Origin of the sequence: Bacillus sp. AR4-2 (assembly GCF_008274865.1) — a bacterium.
GTDB classification, from domain to species: domain Bacteria; phylum Bacillota; class Bacilli; order Bacillales; family Bacillaceae_G; genus Bacillus_A; species Bacillus_A cereus.
Map to the genome: position 1 here is coordinate 3,046,361 of NZ_CP031062.1, position 25,126 is coordinate 3,071,486.

Consider the following 25,126-nt stretch of genomic DNA (forward strand, 5'->3'; position numbering starts at 1 on the left):
TTCCTTTAGTTTCTACAAAACATTAATTTATATATATTTATAATTATATTTTCCACCACTACAGCTCATTTCCTTTTTTATAAAAAAAGACACAGAGATTCCTCCCCATGCCTACTAATTTCCTACCTTTTCACCGCATGCACATAATGCACTGTCTCAAAAGCTTTCAAATAATCGTTTCGTCCTTCAAAATATAATTTATTTATGTCTTCTGGCGATAAATGCTCATAAATGAGTAAGCCCGCCTTCTCTAACAGTGCTTCCATTTCAGCATAAGAATAACATGATTTCATCGGTTCTCCGCCTACCGCAGCCATTTTCACCATATTTTCAACTCGATTGGACAGTCCCTTTTCTGTAAACAAGTTTTCATCGGGATAATCAAAAACGATAGAACTGCCTGCCGGAACCATCTCGAATAAACATTCTAATAAACTAGCAAGTTCCTCTTTCGTTAAATAGTACGTAACACCTAAAAGGCTAAAGAAAGTCTTTTTATGTTCAAATCCTTCATTGCTTAACTGTTCATAGGAAAATCCTTTCGTAAAATCCATTGAAACAAAATGAAGGTTTTTTGGAACTTCAAGTTCTGTTTCTTTTATTCTTTCCTTCTTAAACACCTGCGTAGAAGGATGATCCACTTCAAATATTTCTATTTTATTTTCCAATTCTCGGTGTCTAAAACTGAACGTATCTAAGCCTGCACCGAGTATGACGTATTGTTTCGCTCCTAATGTAATTTCATGTAGTAATACTCTTTCACAATATGCAGCACGTGCTAAAGGTGTTGGTGATAATTGCACTTGTGTAATCCATTTTAATATTTCTTGTGGATTATCTTGAAACTGCTGTGCAATGTCTGTATTGAAGAAATGTATTCCTTGAACCATATTCGTTTCAATATTAATTCGTTCTTTTGGCGAAATGAACTCTTTAGCTACATAATCATCAAAGATTTTCGGATTATCAAATTCACTATGATATGCCCTGCTGAAAGCTGATACTAACGACGTTACACTTGCTTCACCTTGTTTCACGCACATACACTCTCCTTCATTTTCACAACAAAAATAGGGTTCCCCTGGCCAGGAGAACCCTATTATACACCTTATTTTTATATTGGTAAATTATAGCATAAATAAGTTTTTTGTCAAGTTTTCAGCCTACTAACGCTCCAATAATTTGTGTAATCTCTAGCAGGAAGATTTCGATCTACACAGAATATTCCAGTTCATAACAATACAAATGGAGGGCGTCATGAAAAGATTAGTCATCATTACAGTTGGAAAAACACACAGTGGAAAAACTACATTTGCAAGAGCATTAGAAAAAGAGTTACCCCACTCTTTCGTTATGGATCAAGATAATCAAGCTGAATTTATTAACACGCATTATGAAAAATTACAACCGACAGAAGGATCAAATACACTAAAGCACAGTCTTTCAAAATTCATTGTTGATTATGCGAAAGAACATACAAATTTACACCTTATTATTTGTAATTCCAATCGCAGTAAAAACGGAAGATTCTATTTACTAAACGAATTATTTCCACAGAATGAATATGTACGCATATTAGTTCATTTTGACATTCCAGATGATGTACTTTACGAAAGAGTGGCTCGAAGCACGCGAAGTACGAATATTTTTAGAGGTGGATATTCTAGTTTCAAAGAAGTACTTGATCGACAACAAACTGAATCACTTCACGATAATGTGGTAGATCCTGTAGAAAACGAGGCTGATTATTTGTTTGTTATTCGCAATAATAAAGATGTAAGCTTTACTATAGAAGAAATTGTTCATCTAGCTAAAGGTTTATCCCCTACCCCAAATAAGAGATTATAAAAATTACATAATCATAGATTATTATGCAAATCCTTCCTCTAAGCGCCTAACATAGTATATAATAATAAGATAATCTACTTCTATATGCTCATTTTTACACAAAACAGTTCATGCATATGAAAGAAAAGAGGTACAAAAATATGAAAACAAAACAAACAATCGCTGCGTCTACACTAGCTTTAGCAATGATTGCTGGCGCGAACCCTGCTCATGCGGAAGTAAATGATGCTACTCCTCAGCAAAGTACGGGAGATCGATTAGCTGAAATTAAGCAACATAAACAAGAGTTAGATGCGAAATTGCAGCAACACAAAGAAAACGTGGATCAAACATTGAATGAACTTAACAAGGTTAAGGAAAATGTTGATACGAAGGTGAATGAACTACATGAACGTAAACAAGTTGCTGATGAAAAAATTAACGAGATTAAACAACATAAACAAGAGTTAGATGCAAAACTTCAGCAAGACAAACAAATCGCCGAAGATAAAATCGCTGAAATTAAAGAGCATAAAAAACAAGTAGAAGATAAAGTTGCTGAAGTAAAAGAGCATAAGCAAAATATCGATAACAAAGTGAATGAGATTAAAGAACATAAACAAACTGTCGATGAAAAAGTGAATGAAATGAAGCAACATAAAGAGAACATTGATCAAAAGGTTAATGAACTTAAGGAAGTTAAAAAACAAGTAGATGAAAAATTAGCTGAGTTAAAAAAAGCGAAACAAACTGCTGAAGACAAACTCGCTGAACTAAAAGAAAACAAGCCGAATACTGGTAATACGTTAGAGGAACTTAAGAAAATTAAAGGCAATTTAGACAGTCTTTCTGCTAACTTAGAACTAGCTAAACAAGATGTAAAAAACAAACTAGCTGAATTACAAAAGGCTAGAGAAGATTTACTAAATAAAATTAACGAAATTAAACAATCGAAACAAACTGTTTCAGACGATTTAACAAAGAAAAAACAAGACTTAGATATTAAAATCAACGACTTTAAGCATACTGAGAAAAAAATTGACGACAAATTAGCTGAGTTACATACAACGAAGCAAAATGTTGATAACAAGATTAATGAAGTGTCACAGTCTAAACAAACGCAAGCAGATAATAGTACTAAAAACAATAACGCTAAAGAACTTCCTAACGCTGGTAGCGAGCAATCAAACAATATGGCTCTAGGAATGCTATCTGTATTAGGCGGGATTTTATTAATAACACGCAATAAAATTAAAACGTTATTCTCAAAATAAAGCCATTATACTTATTAAAAACAATGATACAAAGGCCAACCGCATGTACGGTTGGCCTTTTTTCTTTATATTAACTGTCCATCTCGAAGCGTCAATATGCGATCACATACATCAAGCATTCTTTCATCATGTGTAATCATAATCGCTGCTTTTTGGCTCTCTTTCACTTCACGTTTCATCATTTCAACAACTTCACGTGCGCGTTTTGAGTCTAAGCTTGCCGTTGGCTCATCCGCTAATATTAAATCTGGGTTGTTCATGAACGCACGAGCAATTGCTACCCTTTGTTTTTCCCCACCAGATAGTTGATTTGGATAATGATTTTTTCTTTCTCCTAATCCAAATGCCGCTAATAAATGATCCGCACGCTTTTCTGATTCTTGTTTACTTTCTTTTTTTAGCTTTGCAATATAAAGCAATTGTTCTTTCACATTTAAATATGGAACAAGATTTGCAAACTGGAAAATGAAGCCGATTTTTTTCAAACGAATGTCTGTCATTTCCTTTTCTGATAGCTTCGTAATATTTTGCTCACGAATGTAAATATCCCCTTTTGACGGTGATAATAGTGCACCCGCGATTGATAATAATGTACTTTTCCCTGATCCAGAAGGACCGACGATTCCGATAAACTCTCCAGCTTTCACATCAAGCGACATCGGATGAAGGGCTGTTACTTCCGTATTCCCTTCTCCGTACACTTTACTTACTTTGTCTAATTTCAATAATGAAGTCATTACATCCCGCCTCCAATTGCTTCTAATGCATCAACTTTTAATACTTGGTATAACGAAATAAGTGTTCCTAAAATACTAATTACGATAAAGATTGCTGCGTATTGTGCAATCATCGGTGTTGTTAGTAAGAATGGCATACCTGCTGGTAAAATTTGTTCTAACCCTTGTACAAGAACAATACTAATTACCATCGCAACGACTGATAAGAATAACGCCTGTACGACTAAACTATTTGCTAAATACGAGTTCTTCGTACCAATTGCTTTTAATACGCCTAATTGCTGTGTTTTTTGCAGTGTAATAACGTAGAAGAATACACCGATTAATAACGCTGCGATAACAAGTAAGAATGCAATGATCATCGTTAATGTTCCTTGCTCTTCTTTAAATCCTGGAATACTTTGCAGTACTTCTTTTTTGTCGATAACATGTGCATTTTTAATTTCTTTATCTGTATTCAGCGCAATTGCACTATAATCTTTTTGGTTTGGTTGTGAAATAGATCCCCATACATCTTCATTTACATATACAACTGGTGTATGGCTAAACATTTGATCTTTCGTAAATCCAACGATTGTAAATTCTTTCTTTGAAACAGGATCAATAATTGTATCTCCAATATCGATTCCTTTTTCTTTAATGGATTCATCAGCAACCATTTCATTATTTGCTGTACCTAATTTCTCACCTTTTACAATGTTCGGTTCTAAAAATGAATCTCGTTCGCTTGAGAAAATAGCGATATCAACCTTTTTCGAACTATCTTTCTTTTCATATGTTGAAACTTTCACACGAAACGGAACTGCCTCTTTGTCACCTACTTGATTTACTACGTTATCTACATCGTCTTTCTTAATTTGTGAACGAAGTAATTTATTTTCCGCATCATCTGCTAAAACGAACTTATTTGCCTCCATATTTTGAATCGATGAAGCATTATCATATGATAATCCATTTGCTAATCCTGAAATAACAAGGACTAAAAATGATAATAACACCATAATCAATCCGATTAATCCGTATCGTAATTTTGATTGTTTTAATTCACGCAGAGCTAAAAACATTTCGCTCGCTCCTTCCTCTTTCTTTCTATGCACTTATCATAAAAAAGAAATATGAACGGAATATGAACAGAAGATTACAGAGGGTAAGATTAAATTTTCAGAAAGTATTGAAAACAATCAAAATCCTTGATACAATTCAGTCAAATAATCTTGACCGAGTAATTTCATTTAAGGAGTTGATCATTTTGAAGCCCGTATTAACACTAACTACTTATAGCCAACTAAAAGCATTAAGCGATCCACTACGTGCCGAAATGATGATACGTCTATGCGAACGTCCTTATACTGGACAATTACTATCTGAGAAATTCGGCATTTCAAGGGCGAAAATTCATTATCATTTAAAAGAATTAGAAAAGAATGGTCTTATAGAGATCGTTTATACAGAAGAAAAGAATGGGATTATTCAAAAGTTTTATCAATCTGTCGCGAAAGGCTTCACCCCTGCTACAGATCTATTACCTCATTTAGAAATATTAAGTAAATCAGGTCGCCAAATCTTTTTACAAATGATAGAAAGAACGAAAAGCCAAATTCTCGCTGCACCAGAAGAAGCTTTTACATTACGAAATGCAAGTGAAGATCCAGCTAAGTGGAATTACGTTTCATCCTGCTGGGAATTTGATGCTACGCCAGAACAATTTCAAGTGTGGGTGAAAAAGTTTCATCAATTGATGGCTGAATTAAACGAAATTACAAAAGGTGCAGATAAAGATCCGAATAGTAAACCTTATTATATTTCTACTACTGCACTTCAAATCGCTGAGAGAACAATGCAGCAATTTATTAAAAAAGAAGAAAAATCGTAATACGATTTTTTTTACATAAACGGTCAAATTTATTTTACCGAATAAATTTATTATAAAGGAGTAGATAAAGTGGACATATTAAAAAACCGGAATTTCCTCTTATTATTTTTAGGAAGAATTTTCACCAACATAGGAGATAGTTTGTATTATGTAGCCGCGATGTGGCTCGTATACAAATTAAGTGGTAATCCTTTTTATTCTGGATTGGCTGGTTCCCTTACGTTATTACCTTCTGTATTACAATTTCTTACTGGTCCATTCGTTGATAGATGGTCCATTAAAAACACCCTCGTCATTACACAAGTTCTGCAATGCATTCTTATTTTAATCATTCCTATTACACACTACTTCGACCTACTAACAGTCCACCTACTACTCATCATCATGCCTATCGTAGCCTTTATTGAACAATTCGCCTATCCCGCACAATCAAAAGCTTTACCACTTCTACTGCATAAAACACAATTATTAAAAGGAAATTCACTCTTCTCATTTGCATATCAAGGCATTGATTTAATTTGTACGACGCTTTCTGGAATATTAGTAGCACTATTTGGCGCGATCACTTTATATGTAATTGACTCTTTCACATTCGCGATTACTGCCCTTTTGTTCTTTTCATTGAAAATACCAAAGCAAACCGAAACGGGCACATCACTTTCAACTAAACAATATTTCTCTGATTTAAAAGAAGGGTTTTCAATTGTCTTCCGTTCCTTAATGGGCGTATTCTTAATCGGTTCCGTTGTCGCTAATTTTTCAATCGGTATGACGATGGCAATACTCCCTTCTTTCACTGATTCCTTAGGCGGGGTGAAATTATACGGTTTCTTTTTAGCCGCTATATCCGCCGGTAGTTTAATTGGAGCACTATTCAGTTCATGGGTTGGTAAACATAGTGTTGGCCGTGTCTCCATTATTAGCTTTGCGACTAGCGCTTTCTTTTGGTTTCTCTCTACGATTGTACCGTTTCAATGGTTATCTATTCTCTTATTTGGCTTAGCTTGGATACCAATTGGGGCGACCAACATATTATTTGCGACAATTGGTCAAATTGTAATTCCAAACCAGTATCTTGGGCGCATCAATTCAGTTACACGAAGTATGGGCACAATTGCTATGCCGTTCGGTTCTTTAATTGGCGGATACACTGCGAATGTATATAGTAGCCAACTTATTTTCTCGCTCGCTAGCATCGGAATTTTATTCATTTCTCTCGTATGGCTACTCCATCCGAAATTACGGGCTTTGCCGAAAGCTGATGAAATTACAGCGGATACTTTTGAGCTTCAGTTTAAGGAAGAGTGCGGGAAAGGTGCGGCTTTATAACAGAACAAACATAACCCCGTTCTAAATTGGGGACGGGGTTAAAAATATAATTATTTCATTTTGGATGTAAAATACTTCACTAAAAATATAACAATGAAGTCGTTTGAATATCTAAAATTTATTCAACAATAGCACCAACTAAAAGGTTCCGTTAACGCTTTGATGGCCATGCCCCCTGCATTTTCCTTAATTGAATAATTTGGCCTGTATGATAAGCATCATGAAGCATGATGTCCAGTAATTTACCTTCAAGTGAATTTTGTTCAAGCTCTCTTTCAGAAATTGCACTTAATACCTGTCTTAAATTACGCTGAGCATTTTCAGAGCGTTCAACGACTTCCTTCCATTCCGTATCATTATTAGATTGCTTAGTAAGATAAAAGGTGTCATTACCGTCAAGATTATGTGTCCATTCACGTCCTTCCAAGTTTGCAGCAAGTCTTTCTTTGTAATAAGTGAGATGATTAACATTCTCCCAAATGGTATTCGTTGTCTCTCCAGCTGGTTTCCACATAGCCTGTTCAGCTGTAAGTCCTTCTATAGCATGTTTAAACGGTGCATACCAACTCTCTTTGTCGAATGTTGAATCTAGTTTATTTAATAACAAGTCAATTCGTTTCAAAGTAATTTCCTCCCTACACAGTTCAAGTTTTAATACACTCCCTCTAACTCTGTAGAGATTCTACATTTTTAAATAAACTTCCTCCTAACCCCACTCCATAAACTCATCCGATTATGCAATTAAAATGACTCATATTTTTTCATTTTACACGTATACTAGCGACAAAAAAAGAAGAGGCTGTTCCCAAACAGCCTCTTCTATCTATTTAGGAAGCTCCACCCGAACAGTGGTACCTTCCCCCTTCGTACTATATACCGAAACGTTTCCGTTATGCAGTTCAACAATCTTCTGCACAATCGACAATCCTAAACCGCTACCTTCTACGTTTCTTGCCCTTGCTGTATCTACTTTGTAAAAACGATCAAAAATACGATCCATTTCTTCTTTTTCCATACCAATTCCGTTATCCGATATAGAGATAATGACACTAGACTCTAACTCTTCGACAAAAAACTCAATCGTTCCACCATCGTTTGAAAACTTGATGCTATTCGTGAAAATGTTACTCCATACTTGATGAAGTAAGTTTTCATCACCTTTTATAGTGATATCTGGCACATCAAATTCAACGGCAATATCTTTCTCGCGCCATTTCCACTCAAGCATAAAAATGACGTCTTTAATTTGCTTCTGCAGATTGAATTCTCTTATTTGTAGAACCTTTTCCTCTTTATCTAATGAAGCGAGCGTAAGTAACTGTTTACATAAACTAGACATTCGCTTACTTTCGCCTTCAATAATTTGTAAGTAATGATTTCTTTCTTCCTCACTCATCTTTTCTGTTTGCAACGTTTTTGAAAAACCTTGTATGGAAGAAAGCGGCGACTGGAATTCATGTGAAACGTTCGAAACAAATTCTTGTCTCATTTCATCTAGTTCTTTAATACTCTTCGTCATCTTTTGGAAGCTTGTAGATAACGTTCCTATTTCATCTTTTCGTTTTACATCTAATTCAATTTCATATTCCCCACTCGCAATTTTTTGCGTAGCCTTCGTAAATTTACGAATTGGGCGAACGATGTAACCTGCTGCAATCACTATAAAGATAATGCTTAATAGTACGATAAACCCAAGTAATACCGCTAAGAAAATTCGCATCTCGCCAAATTGGTTCTGAATGTCGGGACGAATAAATAAAGCGTACTGTTTATCACCGTGTTGCACTGGTACACCGACACTATTTATTAATTCATTATCGAAAAAACCGGTAATAAAGAGACGCGTTGGATACGTAGAAACACCATTAAACGTTTCTCCTTGCAATACTTTATGAACAGTAGCATCGCTAATAGACGTCTTACGAAACGCATTACCGATACGCTTCCCATTCTTTTGATCATCGACAATATAAATTTCATACCCTAACTTTGCAATAGAATGCAAATACGTCTCTTGATTTTCTTCACTTTGCTTTTCATATAACGATTTAACTTCTTCCGCATACTTTAAAATCTTTTCACTATTATACGGTTTTAACTTCACTTGATAATATACGTTCGTTAATAAAAAGCCGATAATACTACTAAGTAGCATAATACCGACCGTCATAAATACAAATCTAGAATATAGTGATTTCATTTTATTTCAGCTCCAACTTATATCCGAGTCCGCGTACTGTCGTAATTTGAAAATCATCCGTTCGTTTTGAGAAACGATCTCGGAGCCTTTTCACATGAACATCAACTGTTCGTTCATCCCCTTCAAAATCCATTCCCCATACTAGTTCAATTAACTCTTCTCTTGAAAATGTTCTTCCAGGATAACTAGCAAGTTGTGATAATAGCTCAAATTCCTTTAAAGGAAGCAAAATTGTTTGACCGTTACACTTTACTTCCACACCTTTTCGATCAATTGTCGTTCCGTGCAACGTAATAATATCTGCACTCAGCATTTGATAACGACGTAATAAAGCTTTCATACGGAAAATGACTTCAGCTGGCTCAAATGGTTTTACGATATAATCGTCTGTACCAGAAATGAATCCTTTTTCTTTATCCACTAACTGGTCTTTCGCAGTTAATAAAATAACAGGAATATCATGATACTTCCGAATTTCTTCACATAACGTATAACCATCAACAAACGGCATCATAATGTCTACAATCGCAAGATGAATGTTTTCCTTCTCTAATACGTCTTGCGCTACCTTTCCATCTTCCGCCTCAAAAACTTTAAACCCCTCTTTTTGTAAATGATAATGCAATAACTCTCTAATATGTTTATCGTCATCAGCTAATAAAATATGTATCATCTTCATTAAACCCTCTCTCGTTCATCCTTCTACATCACTACATTAAGAAACAATTGGATTTTTTGCAAGAAAAAGAAAAAGAATCTATTTTGAAAACAGATGATTCAAAATAGATTCTCACGTTTTAGTATTAAGTTTATTTTAATCAAAAACAATTTTTAAGCCTTCGAAATATCAACAAATCCTTCTCCGAACACGTCACGAACATCGTGTATAGCGATGAACGCAGCTGGATCTGTAGTTTGAACAATCCGCTTTAGCTTCACTACTTCTTGCTTATTAATAACAACATAAAGAATTTCCTTCGGAGTTTTCGTGTAATAGCCATGACCTGAATACACAGTAACCCCTCTACCCATTAAAGTCGTCACCTTCCCAGCAATTTCATCTGGTTTATCAGAAATAATCGTGATGGCCTTTTTCGGATTTAAACCTTCAATTACAAATTCCATTACTTTCGTTCCTACATATAACATAATAATTGTCAGCATCAGTTTTTCTGCACCAATGATGAAATAAGATGAAAACGCAACGATTAAATCGAAGAACAGTAGACCATAGCTAATACTCCAGCCTAAATACTTATGCGTCATTCTTGCTAAAATCGTAGTACCTGCAGTTGTTCCGCCAACACGAATGATTAGACCAATACCACACCCGATAAATATTCCACCGAAAATGGCATTTACGAGCATTTCATCAGAAGCAATCGTCCAGCCTTCTGTTAAATGAAGAAATAGCGAGTTGGTCACTACAGCGATAATCGTATAAATCGTTGTAATCTTATTTAAAAATTTATAACCGACTATTAACAAAATCGCATTTAAAATTAAGTTAACTAAACCTGGTGACCACTCAAATAAATAGTACGTAATAATCGTGATACCTGTTACCCCGCCCTCACCAAACTCGTTCGGAATAACAAATAAATTGACACCTAACGCAAAAAGAAATGCACCGATAATAATAAAAATAATGTCTGTCGTTCTTTTTTTCATACAGTACCTCACTTCTTATGTAAATATTTATTCTGCCATAAACTCTCACTATTATATCGTGGAATATTCAAATCGAACAGTGGTTTGTTTTTATTTTAATATAAGATAAAAAATCAACATTATTTATTATGTACTGCAAATAAAGTTTTGATTTCACCCGTAATTTACTCTTAAAAAGAAATGCTGAACATTGACTTGCACAAATTTCAAATAAAAAAGTACCCATCTAATTGTCATACACAATGATAATTAGATGGGTACTGCATGATACATTTAGTTTTTACATGTATTGTTTGGAGAAAATTGCAAATAACGATTTATACTCGCCTTATTAAGACCAAATCCATACATCATCATTATTTTCAACGTTCGTCTTTGCTTCATGAACTTTTTCAATATGGTCAACTGTGTTCCAGTTAATAGAACTTCCGCCCCACCCTACATACTTCATATCAATTCTCACTTTCTCACCCACATTAAATACTTGTCCCTTTGTTAAGAAAACATCAATAATATCTTTCTTCCCATTTAACGATGGATACTCAACTACAACATATTTAGTAGCACTGTCTCCCTCATCTTCCATCGTTCCTACTTTTGATACTTCTCCAATTACATAATTAGGTGAGCCATCTTCTTTCATGTGCATACCTAACTTGTTTGTTGTATTTTCAACTGCAGTTGCAACCATATATTCTGTAAAATTACGCATCATAGATCCAGTAGCTTTTACTTCATCTCCTACTTTCACGTTTGAAAGTGAATCAATATACACACTAACAGGTTCCTCATATTGCTTAGATTTTACAACAATCACACCGTTATCTACTTCTACTACTCGTCCTTCTAACGTCGAGAAATTCGATTCAATAGAAGCTGCACTCGCTTTTGTTAGTTCTAATCCTGGTACATTTGTTCCTGATAATGCTGCGATCCCTAAAGCACCTGCTAAAATTATTTTTTTCATACCCATATGTAACATCTCCATTCATGATGATTTTATTTTTTTGATTGGTATCGACCAACCTGTAATCATTATAGTTACAGGTTATAAAAATAACAACCGTTTTCCTCATGCAATGATGCATACTGTGATTTTCAAATATAAATTTAGCAAAAAATATTTGTAGATTATTCCTATATTCAGCACTAATACTAAATTCTCAAATTACAGCAGGTGAACTTATTGAAGGCGGAGAAACTAATGTCATGTACAATGTTCTTCAACTCTACGGTTTGTATAGCCGTAGTTCATTACATTATGTAGGAGCGGGATTCATATGTTAATAAAGCCAAAGAGATTACAGCCAGGAGATATCGTAGCGACAGTAAGTCCTTCGTGGGGAGGAGCAGGTGATGCTGAAATAAGATGGCGATATGAGCAAGGAGTAAAAAGATTAGAAGAAGTTTTTAGTCTTACGGTTATCCCAATGCCAAATAGCTTAAAAGGTAGCGAATACCTTTATAACAATCCAGAGGCTCGTGCGGAAGATATAATGACAGCATTTAAAGATACACGCGTGAAAGCAATTATCGCGAATATTGGCGGTGAAGATAGCATCCGGTTACTTCCCTATATAGATTTTAATGTGATACGCGAAAACCCGAAAATTTTTATGGGGTACTCTGACGTTACTATTACACATTTATTTTGTCATAAAGCAGGGCTTTCCTCTTTATACGGTCCAGCAATTCTGACCGATTTTGCCGAAAATGTAGAAATGGATCCATACACAATTGAAATGGTAAATCGTACCCTCTTTTCAAATGAAACGATTGGCGAGATTCAACCAGCTCATGAATGGACAAGTGAGCATTTAGAATGGATTGAAATAAATAAGGATACAAGACGTACGATGCAGCAAAACAATGGATATGAGGTACTTCAAGGCTCTACCACTGTACAGGGGCGCTTAATTGGTGGTTGTATTGAAGTATTGGAATTTGCAAAAGGAACGGAACTTTGGCCTGAGAAAAAACATTGGGAGAATAGTATTCTCTTCTTTGAAACTTCTGAAGATCATCCAGAACCAAGTTATATAAAATATTGGTTACGAAATTATGCAGCACAAGGTATTCTGCAAAAAGCAAAAGGAATCATTTTTGGTAAACCGAAAGATGAACAATACTATGAAGAATATAAACAGGAAATATTGCAGGTTATGAAGGAACATAACTTAGAAGATTTGCCGATTCTTTATAATTTAAATTTTGGCCATACTGAACCGAAGTTTATTTTACCTTACGGTGCAATGGCAGAAATTGATTGTGAGAATGGATCTTTCTCTATTTTGGAGAGTGGTGTGGAATAAAGGAAAACTTTAAATAAGTTTAGCCATAAGTTTTATAATTTTTTTTCATTTTAGGGTGTATTTTATTTTGATGAGCTTGATAGCAATATGACAGGACTCAAATAAATAAAAACACTCCTATAAGATATGACTGTGAATTAGTACTTTTTAAATGATATGGAGATTACTTATCTAATGATAAAGGGGGATTTACGTGTATGGAGGTAACATTTACAGTAAGTAAGTGGGATGAAAAACCAATCGATGATAATAAAAAAGATTTCCCTATTAATATTGCTCATGTTGAATATGATATCGATGGGGAATTACAAGGAAAAGCTTTTGTTGAATACTTATTATATTATTTGGACTCAAATATAAATGATGGTCACTTGGCTACTGCTAAAATTTCTGGTTTTTTACACTTTGAAGGAATTTATAAGGGGCAACAAGGGACATTTACAGCTATAGAGCAAGGAATATTTGATAAAGGAAATTTAGATTCCCCAGGAACAATTATTAAAGCTACCGGTAACTTAGAAAACCTGAGAGGATCCTATAATTATCAGTTTACAGGTCAAACTAGTAAACTAATTTTAGAGTTTGAATTTCAGCAAAATACCTTATAATTTAGTGGAAAGGACATTTCTTGTAATACTAGGAATGTCCTTTTTGTTGACGAGTTTATCCATCACCTATTTTCTAATAGTTAAGAAAAGAACAGAGTATATTACATAACGTCTTATTATCAGTATTCAACGATACATCAAATTTTCGTTATGAGGGAAATTAAAACTCTAAGCCTGAGAGGCAGCGGGGGCCCACTTATTCATTACTTTTCCTACCAATCAAAGAATAATGCCTGAAAAGCTCCCCTGCATTACTTCTTTTCCAAGTTGATTCATACATATAAACATTTTAATTATCTTTGGACGTTTTTTCATCAGGTTCTAATTGTTCAATGGTTACGTCACAACGAATGGTTACTATTAATTGGTGACTTTCTATTAAATGAAAATCGCCTCTTATAGAGCGCAGTTTTACTTATGTTCATTCTTATGCAAATTCTGAAGCATATTCTTCGTATGTCTTTAATGTATTAAGCAATCGAGCTGATTCAATCATGATTTCGTTCGATGAATCAGTTACACAAATGACAATAAATCGATTATCATCTCTATCTCCAAACAACCCTTCTGATTCAAGTTCCATTAACACATTTAACGTTTCTTTCAACAGTGTATGTACTCGTATGTTAAAGTCATCTTCGACGATATTATGATATTTCTTAATAATTTTGTTCACTTCATCAAACATTCCAAAATCGTCCCATTCGCTCCACTCAACAGCTCCGTATCTATAATAATTGTATAAAGGGTCCGATTTATTAACTTTGATTAGTCTTTCTTTATTTGCCACTGGTCCAATGCTATTGACACAATCGTCTGTTAATATGGAGTACCCGTATATTGTGTCAACACCGCATCTTGTTAAAAGTTCGTTATAATGACAACGAATTGCATTTTTCAATTCAACATAAAAACTTTTTTGCAGCTGCATTTTCATCGTATTTCCTCCATTTTTTGTAGCGACCTGTTGTTACATATTTCAATCTTAACATTAAAATCAACATTAAACGTTTACTGAGCCAAAATAAGAAAAACCGAAACTAAAATCATTTCGGTTTTTCAAAACTATAGAAATCAATATTTACTTTAAAGAATGAACAAACAACCCACTACGCAGTTTCGGTTCAAACCACGTTGATTTCGGCGGCATGACTTCTCCGGCATCTGCGATTGCTAATAAATCTTCCATAGATGTCGGATATAATGCGAATGCTGCTTTGTATTCGCCGCTGTTCACAAGGCGTTCTAGTTCTTCTAATCCGCGGATTCCTCCGACAAAATCGATACGTGAATCAGAACGGGGATCATGTATTTCAAGCACTTGGCTTAATAAATGATCTTGCAGGATAGATACATCTAAACCTCTAACAAGATCATTCGCATCAAACGTTTCCTCTTTCACTGTGAGCTTATACCACTTCTCATTTACATACATACCAAATGATTTGGGCTCATTTGGTTTATACGGAGAAACAGTTGCTTCTTCTACATAAAAGTACTGCGTAATTTGATTTAAAAACTGTTCCTCTGATAAGCCATTTAAATCTTTCACAACTCGGTTATAGTCCCAAATCGATAATTCATCATGAGGGAATAGAACCGATAAGAAGAAATTAAATTCCTCTTCTCCTGTGTAATTTGGATATTGTTCTCTTCGCATAAGTCCTACTTTTGCAGCTGATGCAGAACGGTGATGCCCATCTGCAATATAAAGATTAGGAATATCTTCAAATGCGTTTACTAAAGTCGTAATTACATCTTCATCTGCAATCTTCCACGCAACATGCTTAACACCGTCTTCTGCTGTAAATGTATAAATTGGCGCATGCTCTTCTTTCCAGCTTCTAATTAAATGCTTTACTTCATCTTTTGTACGGTACGTTAAAAAAATCGGACCTGTATTTGCGTCACACACATCTACGTGGCGAATACGATCTAGCTCTTTTTCATGACGTGTTCTTTCATGTTTTTTAATTGTATCATCTTCATACTCATCAATAGATGTACAAACGACAAGGCCTGACTGCGTTCTTCCTTGCATCGTCAGTTCATAAATATATAGCGCTGGCTCTTCATCTTGTATGAACACTTCTTCTCGTATAAATTGCTTTAAATTGTCTCCCGCTTTTTCATACACGCGATCATCATACGGTGACAGTTCAGGATCTAAATCAATTTCTGCTTTATCAACATGCAAGAAAGAATATGGATTCCCTTTTACAACTTCCCTTGCCTCTTCACTATTTAATACGTCATACGGTAAAGCTGCCACTTGTGCCGCTTTTTCCTCTACTGGACGAATGGCCCGAAACGGTCGTATTTTTGCCACATTCCTCTCTCCTTTACACAATCATTCGAACGGCTACAACACCTGTAATTTTGCTTATATTTTCTACAATATTCTCTTTTATTATATCATCAATTCCGTTATCGATATCAATCATTGTGTATGCCCAAGAATGTTTACTACGATTAATCATATCGGCAATATTAATATGATGTTCCGCTAAGCATCCTGTAATTTGCCCTACCATATTCGGGACGTTTTGATGCATAATTGTAATGCGTTTCTTTCCGATATACGGCAGCTCAACATTTGGATAGTTGACTGAATTACGTATATTTCCTGTCTCTAAATATTCACGTAATTGACGTGCTGCCATTACTGCACAATTTTCTTCTGATTCAGACGTAGATGCACCAAGGTGAGGCGTCGCTGTTACATTTTTCATCTTTATTACATTTTCATTCGGGAAGTCCGTTACGTAATGTGTAATAATATCTTCTTCCAATGCTTTTTGAAGAACCTTTTCATCTACAAGTTCTCCTCTAGAGAAATTAAATAGACGCATCCCTCTTTTCATCTTCTCTACAGCGTGTTCCCCAATAATCCCCTTCGTTTGATTCGTAAGAGGAATATGCAATGTAATATAATCACATGTTGCAAAAATTTCATCTAGGCTAAATGCTCTTTGCACATGTGTAGAAAGACGCCAAGCTGTTTCAACTGAAATGTAAGGGTCATATCCGATAACATCCATCCCTAACGCTAACGCATCGTTCGCAACTAAAGCACCGATTGCGCCAAGTCCGATAACACCTAGACGTTTCCCTGCAATTTCTGATCCAACAAATTGTTTTTTTCCTGATTCAACAAGCTGTGGTACTTCTTCACCCTCTAAGTTTTTCGTCCAACTTACACCATTAATAATGTTACGTGAAGACATAATAAGACTGGCAATAATGAGTTCCTTTACAGCGTTTGCATTTGCCCCCGGCGTGTTAAATACTACAATTCCTTTTTCTGTACATCGCTCGACAGGAATATTATTTACACCAGCGCCAGCTCTTGCAATCGCCTTTAAGTCTTTTGAAAACTCTTCTTGATGTAAAGAGTAGCTACGAAGCAAAATTCCATCTGGATGATTGATTCTATCTCCTACTTCATAACGTTCTTCAGTAAAAACTTGCAAACCTTTTTCTGCAATTTGATTTAACGTTTGAACACGAAACATATCCCCATCTCCCTATCTATTCTCAAGCTCAAATTCCTTCATATAATTTACTAATTGCTGTACGCCTTGTACTGGCATCGCATTGTAAATACTAGCGCGCATACCACCGACTGATCGATGCCCTTTTAACGTAACAAGTCCTCGTTCTTTCGCTTTTTGTAAAAACTCACTGTTCAGCTCTTCTGACGGTGTTGTAAACGGAATGTTCATAAGTGATCGATACGTAGGATCAACTGGTGAAGTAAACAATTTTGATTCATCTAAGAAATTATAAAGAAGTGAAGATTTCATTCTATTTTGTTCTTCAATCGCAGATACTCCGCCTTGCTCTTTCAACCACTCTAGTACAAGTTTCGTTACGTAAATACTAAAGGACGGCGGTGTATTATATAAGGAGTTATTTTTACTGTAAGTTTCATAATTTAACATTGTCGGACAAGAGCGATCTGCTCCCCCAATTAAATCTCTTTTTATAATCGCAATCGTTAAGCCCGCAGGTCCTAAATTCTTTTGCGCCCCCGCATATATAAGACCAAACTTCGAAACATCATATCGCTCTGATAAAATATTTGAGGACATATCCGCAACGAGCGGCACTTTTTCTACATGTGGAATGTCCACATATTTTGTCCCCTCAATTGTATTATTCGTTGTAATATGTACATAATCTAGTTTTTCATCACTTAATAAACCGTCCAGTTTAGGAATCTTAGTAAACTTCTCTTGCTCGGAAGAAGCAATCACTTGTACTTCCCCAACTTTTTCGGCTTCTTGCAATGCCTTTTTAGACCATGAGCCAGTTAGTACGTATCCAGCTTTTTTATACGTATTCATTAAGTTCAACGGTATCATAGAGAATTGTAATGACGCACCGCCTTGTAAAAATAAAACTTCATACTCATCAGGGATGCTCATTAATTCACGAAGTAAGTTACTCGCTTCCTCTATAATACTTTGAAAATAAGAAGATCGATGACTCATTTCCATAATAGACATGCCTGTCCCGTTATAATTTAATAGCTCCTTTTGCACTTTCTCTAAAACTGGCAAAGGGAGTATTGATGGTCCTGCTGAAAAATTATAGACTCTCTCCATTACCCTCATAACCTCCCTATTTCTCATCGGATTATTTTTTAAACTTTCTGAATTATAACCTAAAATATAATATGTGGTCAATTTGTTTTCTATTATTAGGGCGCAAGACGCGATGGAATCGCTTGCAAGTGCAGACTTTTTTATGGACATATAAAAAAGTGTTAAGTACATAATCGTACTTAACACTCTAATAATGAAAGAATAATAGCTAGTCGTTCGTAAAGAACCGATCAAAAATTTGATAAATAGCAGAAAGACCAATGAGCCAATAAATAGTGTCCACAAGCGCCGGCATAGAACCAAACCATTTCTCAACTACATTGTAATCTAACGCTACCAATAACCAATTCAAACCGCCAAGAATCACCAATATTACTGTAAGGTAAGACAAAAATTTCATTATGATTGCCCCCTAGGTGATAAGATGGTGAAAGGCCTTTCACTAGAAATATATGTAGTAAACTTTAAAACTTACCTATTTTATAAAATTTATTTTCGGTACCACCCGCTAATAACTGCCTCTGCTTCTTTACTATGTATTTGATACGCATGTGTACTATCATTAGAGCCAATAAACCATATTGAAAAACCTTTAAAATATGGTTTCGGTTCTAATACATCTCGGTAAGCACGCCATCCATTTAATTGTACATCTTTCGAAAACACATTTGAAACATCTGGATTCCATGGATTTTGTAATCCAAGTTCACGTGCTGGAACGTTAAATCCACCGAAGTAAACTGGCTTTCCTGTTGCATTATGTAATTGTTCCAATTGCTGAACAACATTTTGCCCACGATTATATACTGTTGTCGCAAATAAACTTTGCTTCACTTCTTCATATGTTGGATTTCTTTTTCCTGACACTTCAAACCAACTGTCTATGCTAACAATATCCACCTTTTTTAAATACGGGCGATTGATTTTCTCTTTAAACTTCGCTTCATAAGAAGGGTCCCAGCTTGCTGTTAACCACCAGTTCATTTGATACAAAACATTTCCTTTATACTGATTACGAACAAAATCAATTGTATCGCTCCAGTATCCTTCTGCATACTCCATATTCACGAAATTAGAAGCAATCTTTAGTCCATACACATTGTATTTACTTGTAATGGAATTAAAAATATCTTGCAGAATAACCGTCTTCCAATTCCAGAAGAAATCATTAATGTTACTTGGGTTCCATTCTGTCTCTCCAACATTCCCCTGCTGAATATACGGGAACGGTTCCACTATAACTTGAATATTACGCTTTAATAATTCTTGAATTAAAATAATAGCTTGTTGCTTTTGCGCTTGATTAATTACCATGTTAGTAGAAGTCACATTTGGGATATCTACTTGAATCGGTACATTTACTGTATTTAAATTTAAGCGCTCCACATCCGCTAATACTTTCGCTACATTTCCAACTTCCCATACTGTTACGTTTCCTGATTTGATTTTTCCAGATTGAACAGTATTTACATCTGCCTGTACATTTCCTTGAAAACAAAAAGAAAACAACATAAGAAACACTCCTAAAAAACTTATTAAACTCTTATTTTTCTTCACAACTTTCCCCCTATAATTTTTGGCTTTCTTGATTATTTTATACAACGTTTCACATTTATTCCAGAAAAAAATGAAGTGCCGTTCAACTTTATTCATATAAATCTTCTAAAAATAGTAGGAAAAATAAAAAAGAAGCAGATTTCCGCCCCTTTTTATCCTTTTACGATTGAAATTATTGAATCCCTTCTGGTAACTTAATTGAATCAAACTTTTCATATGAATCAATCTTTATACTCACAACTGCATCCAATTTTTCCTTATCTGTACTAGCTTTTTTATCTGAGTTACTTTCACTCACTTTTATAGTTGTTCGCATCTCTTCAAATTTATAATCTTTTGTTATTATATATTCAATGTTAAACGCATCCATATTAAATCCTTCCGTTAATTTTTTCATATCTCCATTGATTTTTTGTAACGTATCTACCGCTTCTTTTCCCTTTAATTCAAGTGTAAGTTTATATGTGTCTCCATCTTTCTTTGCCTTCATTTTCCTAGCCAAAGCTTCTGGTAAATCTAACTCATTAAGTAAATTTTTACTGACCATTACATCATTTACATTAAATTGATCATTAGGTATCGTAACTAACTCTCCTGTATCAGGGTTTTTCACTTGAGCAGCGACCTTTCCATCTACTTCATACGTTACAATATCTGTACCACTTATTTTCATTTCAGCTCTAGAATTCTTCAGTTTCGGCTCCATCTGTATTTTCATTTTAATTTCTTCTGATTGGCCGCTCCCCTTCATTGACATAAGAGATGTCAATGTAAGATATTCCTCTTGTTTTAATCCGTCAGCTGCTTTTTTAAAAATATCTTTCGCTACTAACTCTTTTTCTTTTTTTACAGATACTGTTTTAGGTCCACTTGTTTTTTCACTGCTACAACCAGTTGTTAAACCTACTATTAGCGCCAAACTAGATATTACAACCATTTTCTTCATACTGATTCTCTCCATTTCCCACTTAAAAATATTTTCATCCCATGTATAGTAAATCAACTGAAATAAATATATATACAATAATTATTTAACCTCTAAACGAAACCAGTTATTCAATCCGTATACTAACGTAACTAAAGCTCCTATCACACCAAAAACAACAATATTTATACCAATTGACGAACCGAATAAAACAGCTATCATTGACACTATTAGTAATAGCATGGCAATACTATTTATCTTAATTTCTACTACATCGCCATCCTTTACTTTCTTTTCTTTACTTCCAAAAAAGAATTGTTTTACTTTAATATTCGCTTCATCTAATTCAAAAGGAAGCGTATATTCTTCGTTATTCTCAAGTTTCATTACTACTTCGTTATCTACCTTTACAGCAACTCTTGCTGCTCCGCCCATCATCCCTGTTGCCCTTATTACTTTAACACTCATATTAAATCCCCCTATTCGATTTCACTGCAACTATTAAGAAATTTTCCTTGTTGTACACTACTTCATCCTCCGTTTAATAAACATAATATTCCAAAAGGTATTATAACAAGTCTCTGTATAATATTTTGTCAAAACTTGTCGCTTCTTTACAAAAAGGATATTTTATCCATTATCATAATAAAGAGACTCTTACAATCGTAAGAGTCTCTTGTATAAAGCAAAACTTTCATTAGCCGAAGGAGTATTACCTCATAAAGCTGGGCCATCTGCAAATAAGAACTTACTATCACTTCGGCTGCAAAGTTAATACCTTCCCCTCTATCCCCTCCGTATTCAATGTAGTCGTATGATACGTGCCATTTACCCAATCATCTATTTGATCATGATACCAATCGCTTCTAAAATGGCCCGACTGTCCTGGCCCTACGATATGATAACCGTTTGACATATCTTTCGTATCAATAATGAATCTCCAAGACGCCCCGTGATTTACAATGCCGTTTTCGCCGTAACTCGCTGCTTGCACGGTAACTTGGCTCCCACCAATTGGAACTGGCTTCTCACGATTAAAAGCGAGTAATGCTAACATACTCGATGATTTCGAAATGGGATGTGTAAAAGCGAGTTGATGGTAATCGCCCCACTTCCACTCTCCAACATCGGGTCCATATTCCTTCTGCAATTTCTTCATTACATTCTCGTACGATGTATGCACAACTTTTGTGAAACCTCCGTACTTCGTAAACCAAACGCTATTTTCTTCCGCTACTTCTTTTCGAATCAATTCATCAACAACTTGTGACTTCCCTTCAAATAACTTCATTACATCTTTCGGTATTTCTTTTGAAAATAACGTATTTGAAATCTCTTTCATTAACAAATGGAATATTAATGGTGCCGCTTCATCTTTACTATCGTAAAAATTCCACTTTGTTAATTGGTCTACGCCTTCTTTCTCTACCTCATTTAAAGATGCTTTATTTAACTCTTTTAAAAATATAGGAGTAAACTCTTTCCCATATAAATTCTTTTGATCCATCTGTAACTCTTCTAAATCTTTCACCGTATACTTTTCCTTCTCTTGCAAAAATTCTTGAATACGCATTTGCCTATATGGCTGCGCCCACGTATTGCTAATATGATACGGATAATCATCATCAACAATTTTATTATTCGCAGTTGAAATAAACCCTTGTTTTGGATTAATTACTTTTGGAAGTTGATCAAACGGGATATACCCTTCCCATTCATATTCATCTGTCCATCCTGGAACAGGTAAGCTACCATCACCTTTTTTACGCACTGGTATATTTCCATTCGCTTTATAAGCAATTGTGCCGTCGTTTGATGCAAACACAAAGTTTTGGGTTGGTGTATGAAAATCTTGAAGAGCGGTTTCAAACTCATTCCAGTCTTTTGCTTTGTTCATATTTAATACAGCTTTTAACTCAGCTGACGGTTCTAAAGCTGTCCACTTTAAAGAGAATACTGTTTTCGTTTTCTCCTTCCCCTTATCCGCAAACTCTGAAATTACTGGTCCATGCCTCGTAATCGTAACGTTATAAGGAATTGTCTTCCCGCCTTTTACTTTAATAGACTCGTCTACAACGGTAGCTTTTTCCCATTTATCGTTATACAGAAATTCATTTTCATTATTAGGATTTCTCTTCTCAATATATAAATCTTGCACATCAGGCCCTGTATTCGTAACACCCCACGCTATTTTGTCATTGTGTCCTAATATAACACCTGGTACTCCAGCGAAAATAACGCCACTCACATTTAAACCTTTCATTTCAAGTCTCGTTTGATACCAAATAGAAGGGGTCGCAAGAGATAAATGAGGATCATCTGCTAAAATTGGCTTACCTGACGCACTCTTCTCACCGCTCACAACCCAGTTATTACTACCGTTAAACTCCGGCGGAATTATCGTTTTTGAAAAACTTTGTGCTACGTCCACATTTGTATTTTTCAGTTCAGCTAGCAATCTAGGAGCATCTTTCGGATATGCAGGAAATAGCTCATTCGCTTGCTCTTTCGGAAGATTTTTCAGCGCCCAATATCGAAATGCCTGTCCGTGCCAATGTCCTCCTAAGTCAAACGCCATATACTTCCCGATCGTTAAAGTATCAACAATTGACCACTCAGCAGGTTCATAACCTAATATAGTAAACTCAACTGGTAATTTCTTTTCCTCTTTCGCCTCACGTATAAAAGCGTTCACCCCATCAGCAAATGACTGCAGGGCATATTTCGCTTCTCCATCATATTGACTAACTGAAGCTTCGGCAGCTCGCCGTAAACCGAGTGTTCGAAACAATTTATCTCGATCAACAGCTGCTTCCCCAACAACTTCACTTAACATACCAGACGCTTGTCTTCTACTTAAATCCATTTGAAACAAACGATCTTGCGCTTGCACATATCCTTGTGAAAAATATAAATCATGTGCATTTTCCGATTTAATATGCGGTACACCTTTACTATCACGCTTCACCGTAACAGCTTGTTGTAAATCCTCTAGCTTTATCGTTCCATCTATCTTTGGCATAGATTTCAGCGTATATATGTTCAAAAAAATCGCAGCGGAAATAACTAACAAAAGAACGATACTACTAGCCCAAATAAAAATTCTTTTTCCCCTTTTTCGTTTCTTCTTTATAACGACTTCCATATAACCACCCCTTTCTCACACTATTCGCTTCTATAGTAAAAGAACCTTTTAGACTAGAAAAAATCCTTATCCAAACTATGGATCATACGAACCAAATACTTCTCTCCTATGCATTCCTTCACTAAAATCTACTCGTCCTTTCTTACACCAATTCCTCAAAATCCCCTTCACATAAGCTAACGTTTTCTTATTATTTTCAAACGCAATTTTAAGTGCCTCTAACACTTTCTCTCCAGAAAGTCTTTGTATCCAATTCTTCAATTCCTTCACAATATATAGGGATAAACTACTAATATTTTGTTCATAAAACTTATAAACTTCACTATTTGGAACGTCCTCTTCTATGGTTTCCACCTCTATCTCTTCCGCTTCTTCTTTCTCTTCAATAACTACTTGTGAACTACTATTATCCTCTTCTTTTGGCATACCAAAATGCTGCAATAATAATGGAATCTTGTATTCTTCTTCAAGGCATTTACGTAAAAATATATGTATGAACTCATTACTTTTTATAGTCTTTAACTCACGTAATACGCACTTCTCCACATTCGTATTTGAAATAGGGTTATAGTGTAACCAATTTATTATGAATACCTCTTTCGTTTCCGTATCATATAAAATCTTTCCATACTCAACAAACCTGTTTAGCAACTTCTCAACAGTCTCCATACTATAACCTGTTTCAAGCTCTGCCACACGCTTCGGTAATATATAAATACCACATTGCTTCGTTTTCGTACCAGTTAACAAATATATGTAAAAATAACGCTCCTCTGGCGTTAAATCTAATATGAATTCATCTTGCCAAAAGTTCACCTGCACATTACGGTATACTGCCATATGTTTCCCTCCACTCTTTGCTAGTAAATAGGAAAATTTTAATCCTTCATTATAAAGATAGGCATGCGGGAATGGTTTTGGCATTCGAATTACAATTTTTTTACTACTACAACGCCGGTTTCATTTTTTCGCGCTTGTTTTGTTCTTGTAGTTGTTTTTGTTTTTGTTTTTTCTTAGTGATTTATTACTTGGTAGGGGCTTATAAGGGGCTTGGAAGG

At 35.1% G+C, this 25,126-nt stretch carries 24 protein-coding genes; 6 read left to right on the plus strand and 18 right to left on the minus strand.

Annotated elements, in window-relative coordinates:
- Window positions 1–122 precede the first annotated feature (122 nt).
- A complete protein-coding gene (locus DN399_RS15690; protein ID WP_149149789.1) occupies window positions 123–1,043 on the minus strand; it encodes a class I SAM-dependent methyltransferase in 921 nt (306 codons plus the stop codon).
- 214 nt (window positions 1,044–1,257) lie between these two features.
- Here DN399_RS15690 and DN399_RS15695 point away from each other — a divergent pair, with 214 nt between their 5' ends.
- Entirely contained in the window at window positions 1,258–1,848 is a 591-nt protein-coding gene (locus DN399_RS15695) for an ATP-binding protein (protein WP_000826991.1), read from the plus strand.
- A 140-nt stretch (window positions 1,849–1,988) separates the two neighbouring features.
- Window positions 1,989–3,101: an LPXTG cell wall anchor domain-containing protein gene (locus DN399_RS15700; protein WP_000851000.1), complete on the plus strand. Its 1,113-nt coding sequence runs from the start codon at window positions 1,989–1,991 to the stop codon at window positions 3,099–3,101.
- Between the two features lie 65 nt (window positions 3,102–3,166).
- Here the strand turns inward: DN399_RS15700 and DN399_RS15705 are convergent, their stop codons facing one another.
- Together DN399_RS15705 and DN399_RS15710 are read right to left on the minus strand one after the other, a co-directional pair.
- Window positions 3,167–3,838: an ABC transporter ATP-binding protein gene (locus tag DN399_RS15705; RefSeq protein WP_000202606.1), complete on the minus strand. Its 672-nt coding sequence runs from the start codon at window positions 3,836–3,838 to the stop codon at window positions 3,167–3,169.
- Entirely contained in the window at window positions 3,838–4,902 is a 1,065-nt protein-coding gene (locus DN399_RS15710) for an ABC transporter permease (protein ID WP_006922800.1), read from the minus strand. Before DN399_RS15710 ends, DN399_RS15705 begins: the two co-directional genes overlap by 1 nt.
- Window positions 4,903–5,087: 185 nt before the next feature.
- Between DN399_RS15710 and DN399_RS15715 the strand changes: the two genes are divergently transcribed.
- Together DN399_RS15715 and DN399_RS15720 are read left to right on the plus strand one after the other, a co-directional pair.
- On the plus strand, window positions 5,088–5,711 hold the full coding sequence (locus DN399_RS15715) for an ArsR/SmtB family transcription factor (RefSeq protein WP_149149790.1): 624 nt from the start codon (window positions 5,088–5,090) through the stop codon (window positions 5,709–5,711).
- Between the two features lie 69 nt (window positions 5,712–5,780).
- A complete protein-coding gene (locus DN399_RS15720) occupies window positions 5,781–7,040 on the plus strand; it encodes an MFS transporter (protein WP_149149791.1) in 1,260 nt (419 codons plus the stop codon).
- 151 nt (window positions 7,041–7,191) lie between these two features.
- Here DN399_RS15720 and DN399_RS15725 read toward each other — a convergent pair whose 3' ends face one another.
- The 5 genes from DN399_RS15725 to DN399_RS15745 form a co-directional block, all read right to left on the minus strand.
- Window positions 7,192–7,662, minus strand: coding sequence for a DinB family protein (locus DN399_RS15725; RefSeq protein ID WP_000820996.1), 471 nt, complete (start codon window positions 7,660–7,662; stop codon window positions 7,192–7,194).
- Between the two features lie 201 nt (window positions 7,663–7,863).
- Complete coding sequence (locus DN399_RS15730; RefSeq protein ID WP_044307396.1) at window positions 7,864–9,240, minus strand: sensor histidine kinase; 1,377 nt, start codon at window positions 9,238–9,240, stop codon at window positions 7,864–7,866.
- 1 nt (window position 9,241) lies between these two features.
- Window positions 9,242–9,919 (minus strand): response regulator transcription factor, encoded by a 678-nt coding sequence (locus DN399_RS15735; protein WP_000781961.1) that lies wholly within the window; start codon window positions 9,917–9,919, stop codon window positions 9,242–9,244.
- 152 nt (window positions 9,920–10,071) lie between these two features.
- Window positions 10,072–10,911: a YitT family protein gene (locus tag DN399_RS15740; RefSeq protein WP_000747497.1), complete on the minus strand. Its 840-nt coding sequence runs from the start codon at window positions 10,909–10,911 to the stop codon at window positions 10,072–10,074.
- 331 nt (window positions 10,912–11,242) lie between these two features.
- On the minus strand, window positions 11,243–11,884 hold the full coding sequence (locus tag DN399_RS15745; RefSeq protein ID WP_149149792.1) for a hypothetical protein: 642 nt from the start codon (window positions 11,882–11,884) through the stop codon (window positions 11,243–11,245).
- Window positions 11,885–12,191: 307 nt separating this feature from the next.
- Here DN399_RS15745 and DN399_RS15750 point away from each other — a divergent pair, with 307 nt between their 5' ends.
- On the plus strand, window positions 12,192–13,223 hold the full coding sequence (locus DN399_RS15750; protein WP_000905874.1) for a S66 family peptidase: 1,032 nt from the start codon (window positions 12,192–12,194) through the stop codon (window positions 13,221–13,223).
- Between the two features lie 197 nt (window positions 13,224–13,420).
- Window positions 13,421–13,831, plus strand: a complete 411-nt coding sequence (locus DN399_RS15755; protein WP_000454094.1) for a DUF3224 domain-containing protein — start codon at window positions 13,421–13,423, stop codon at window positions 13,829–13,831.
- 427 nt (window positions 13,832–14,258) lie between these two features.
- Here the strand turns inward: DN399_RS15755 and DN399_RS15765 are convergent, their stop codons facing one another.
- The 10 genes from DN399_RS15765 to DN399_RS15810 form a co-directional block, all read right to left on the minus strand.
- Complete coding sequence (locus DN399_RS15765; RefSeq protein WP_000783832.1) at window positions 14,259–14,768, minus strand: DUF4303 domain-containing protein; 510 nt, start codon at window positions 14,766–14,768, stop codon at window positions 14,259–14,261.
- A 144-nt stretch (window positions 14,769–14,912) separates the two neighbouring features.
- Complete coding sequence (locus tag DN399_RS15770; RefSeq protein ID WP_001063072.1) at window positions 14,913–16,160, minus strand: DUF1015 domain-containing protein; 1,248 nt, start codon at window positions 16,158–16,160, stop codon at window positions 14,913–14,915.
- A 13-nt stretch (window positions 16,161–16,173) separates the two neighbouring features.
- Window positions 16,174–17,346, minus strand: coding sequence for a 3-phosphoglycerate dehydrogenase family protein (locus tag DN399_RS15775; protein WP_000490228.1), 1,173 nt, complete (start codon window positions 17,344–17,346; stop codon window positions 16,174–16,176).
- A 12-nt stretch (window positions 17,347–17,358) separates the two neighbouring features.
- Window positions 17,359–18,441 (minus strand): 3-phosphoserine/phosphohydroxythreonine transaminase, encoded by a 1,083-nt coding sequence (serC, locus tag DN399_RS15780; RefSeq protein ID WP_149149793.1) that lies wholly within the window; start codon window positions 18,439–18,441, stop codon window positions 17,359–17,361.
- Between the two features lie 208 nt (window positions 18,442–18,649).
- The gene (locus DN399_RS15785) at window positions 18,650–18,841 is read right to left on the minus strand and encodes a DUF378 domain-containing protein (protein WP_000670805.1); all 192 of its coding nucleotides are present in this window, start codon (window positions 18,839–18,841) and stop codon (window positions 18,650–18,652) included.
- Window positions 18,842–18,930: 89 nt separating this feature from the next.
- The gene (locus tag DN399_RS15790) at window positions 18,931–19,998 is read right to left on the minus strand and encodes a glycoside hydrolase family 113 (protein ID WP_000739789.1); all 1,068 of its coding nucleotides are present in this window, start codon (window positions 19,996–19,998) and stop codon (window positions 18,931–18,933) included.
- A 172-nt stretch (window positions 19,999–20,170) separates the two neighbouring features.
- The gene (locus DN399_RS15795; RefSeq protein ID WP_149149794.1) at window positions 20,171–20,944 is read right to left on the minus strand and encodes a DUF6612 family protein; all 774 of its coding nucleotides are present in this window, start codon (window positions 20,942–20,944) and stop codon (window positions 20,171–20,173) included.
- A gap of 81 nt (window positions 20,945–21,025) precedes the next feature.
- A complete protein-coding gene (locus DN399_RS15800; protein WP_006922825.1) occupies window positions 21,026–21,391 on the minus strand; it encodes a hypothetical protein in 366 nt (121 codons plus the stop codon).
- Between the two features lie 286 nt (window positions 21,392–21,677).
- Window positions 21,678–24,068: a penicillin acylase family protein gene (locus tag DN399_RS15805; protein WP_149149795.1), complete on the minus strand. Its 2,391-nt coding sequence runs from the start codon at window positions 24,066–24,068 to the stop codon at window positions 21,678–21,680.
- Window positions 24,069–24,143: 75 nt separating this feature from the next.
- Window positions 24,144–24,992 carry a DnaD domain-containing protein gene (locus DN399_RS15810; protein WP_149149796.1) on the minus strand — a complete coding sequence of 283 codons (849 nt, stop codon included), beginning with the start codon at window positions 24,990–24,992 and terminating at the stop codon, window positions 24,144–24,146.
- Window positions 24,993–25,126: the final 134 nt, after the last annotated feature.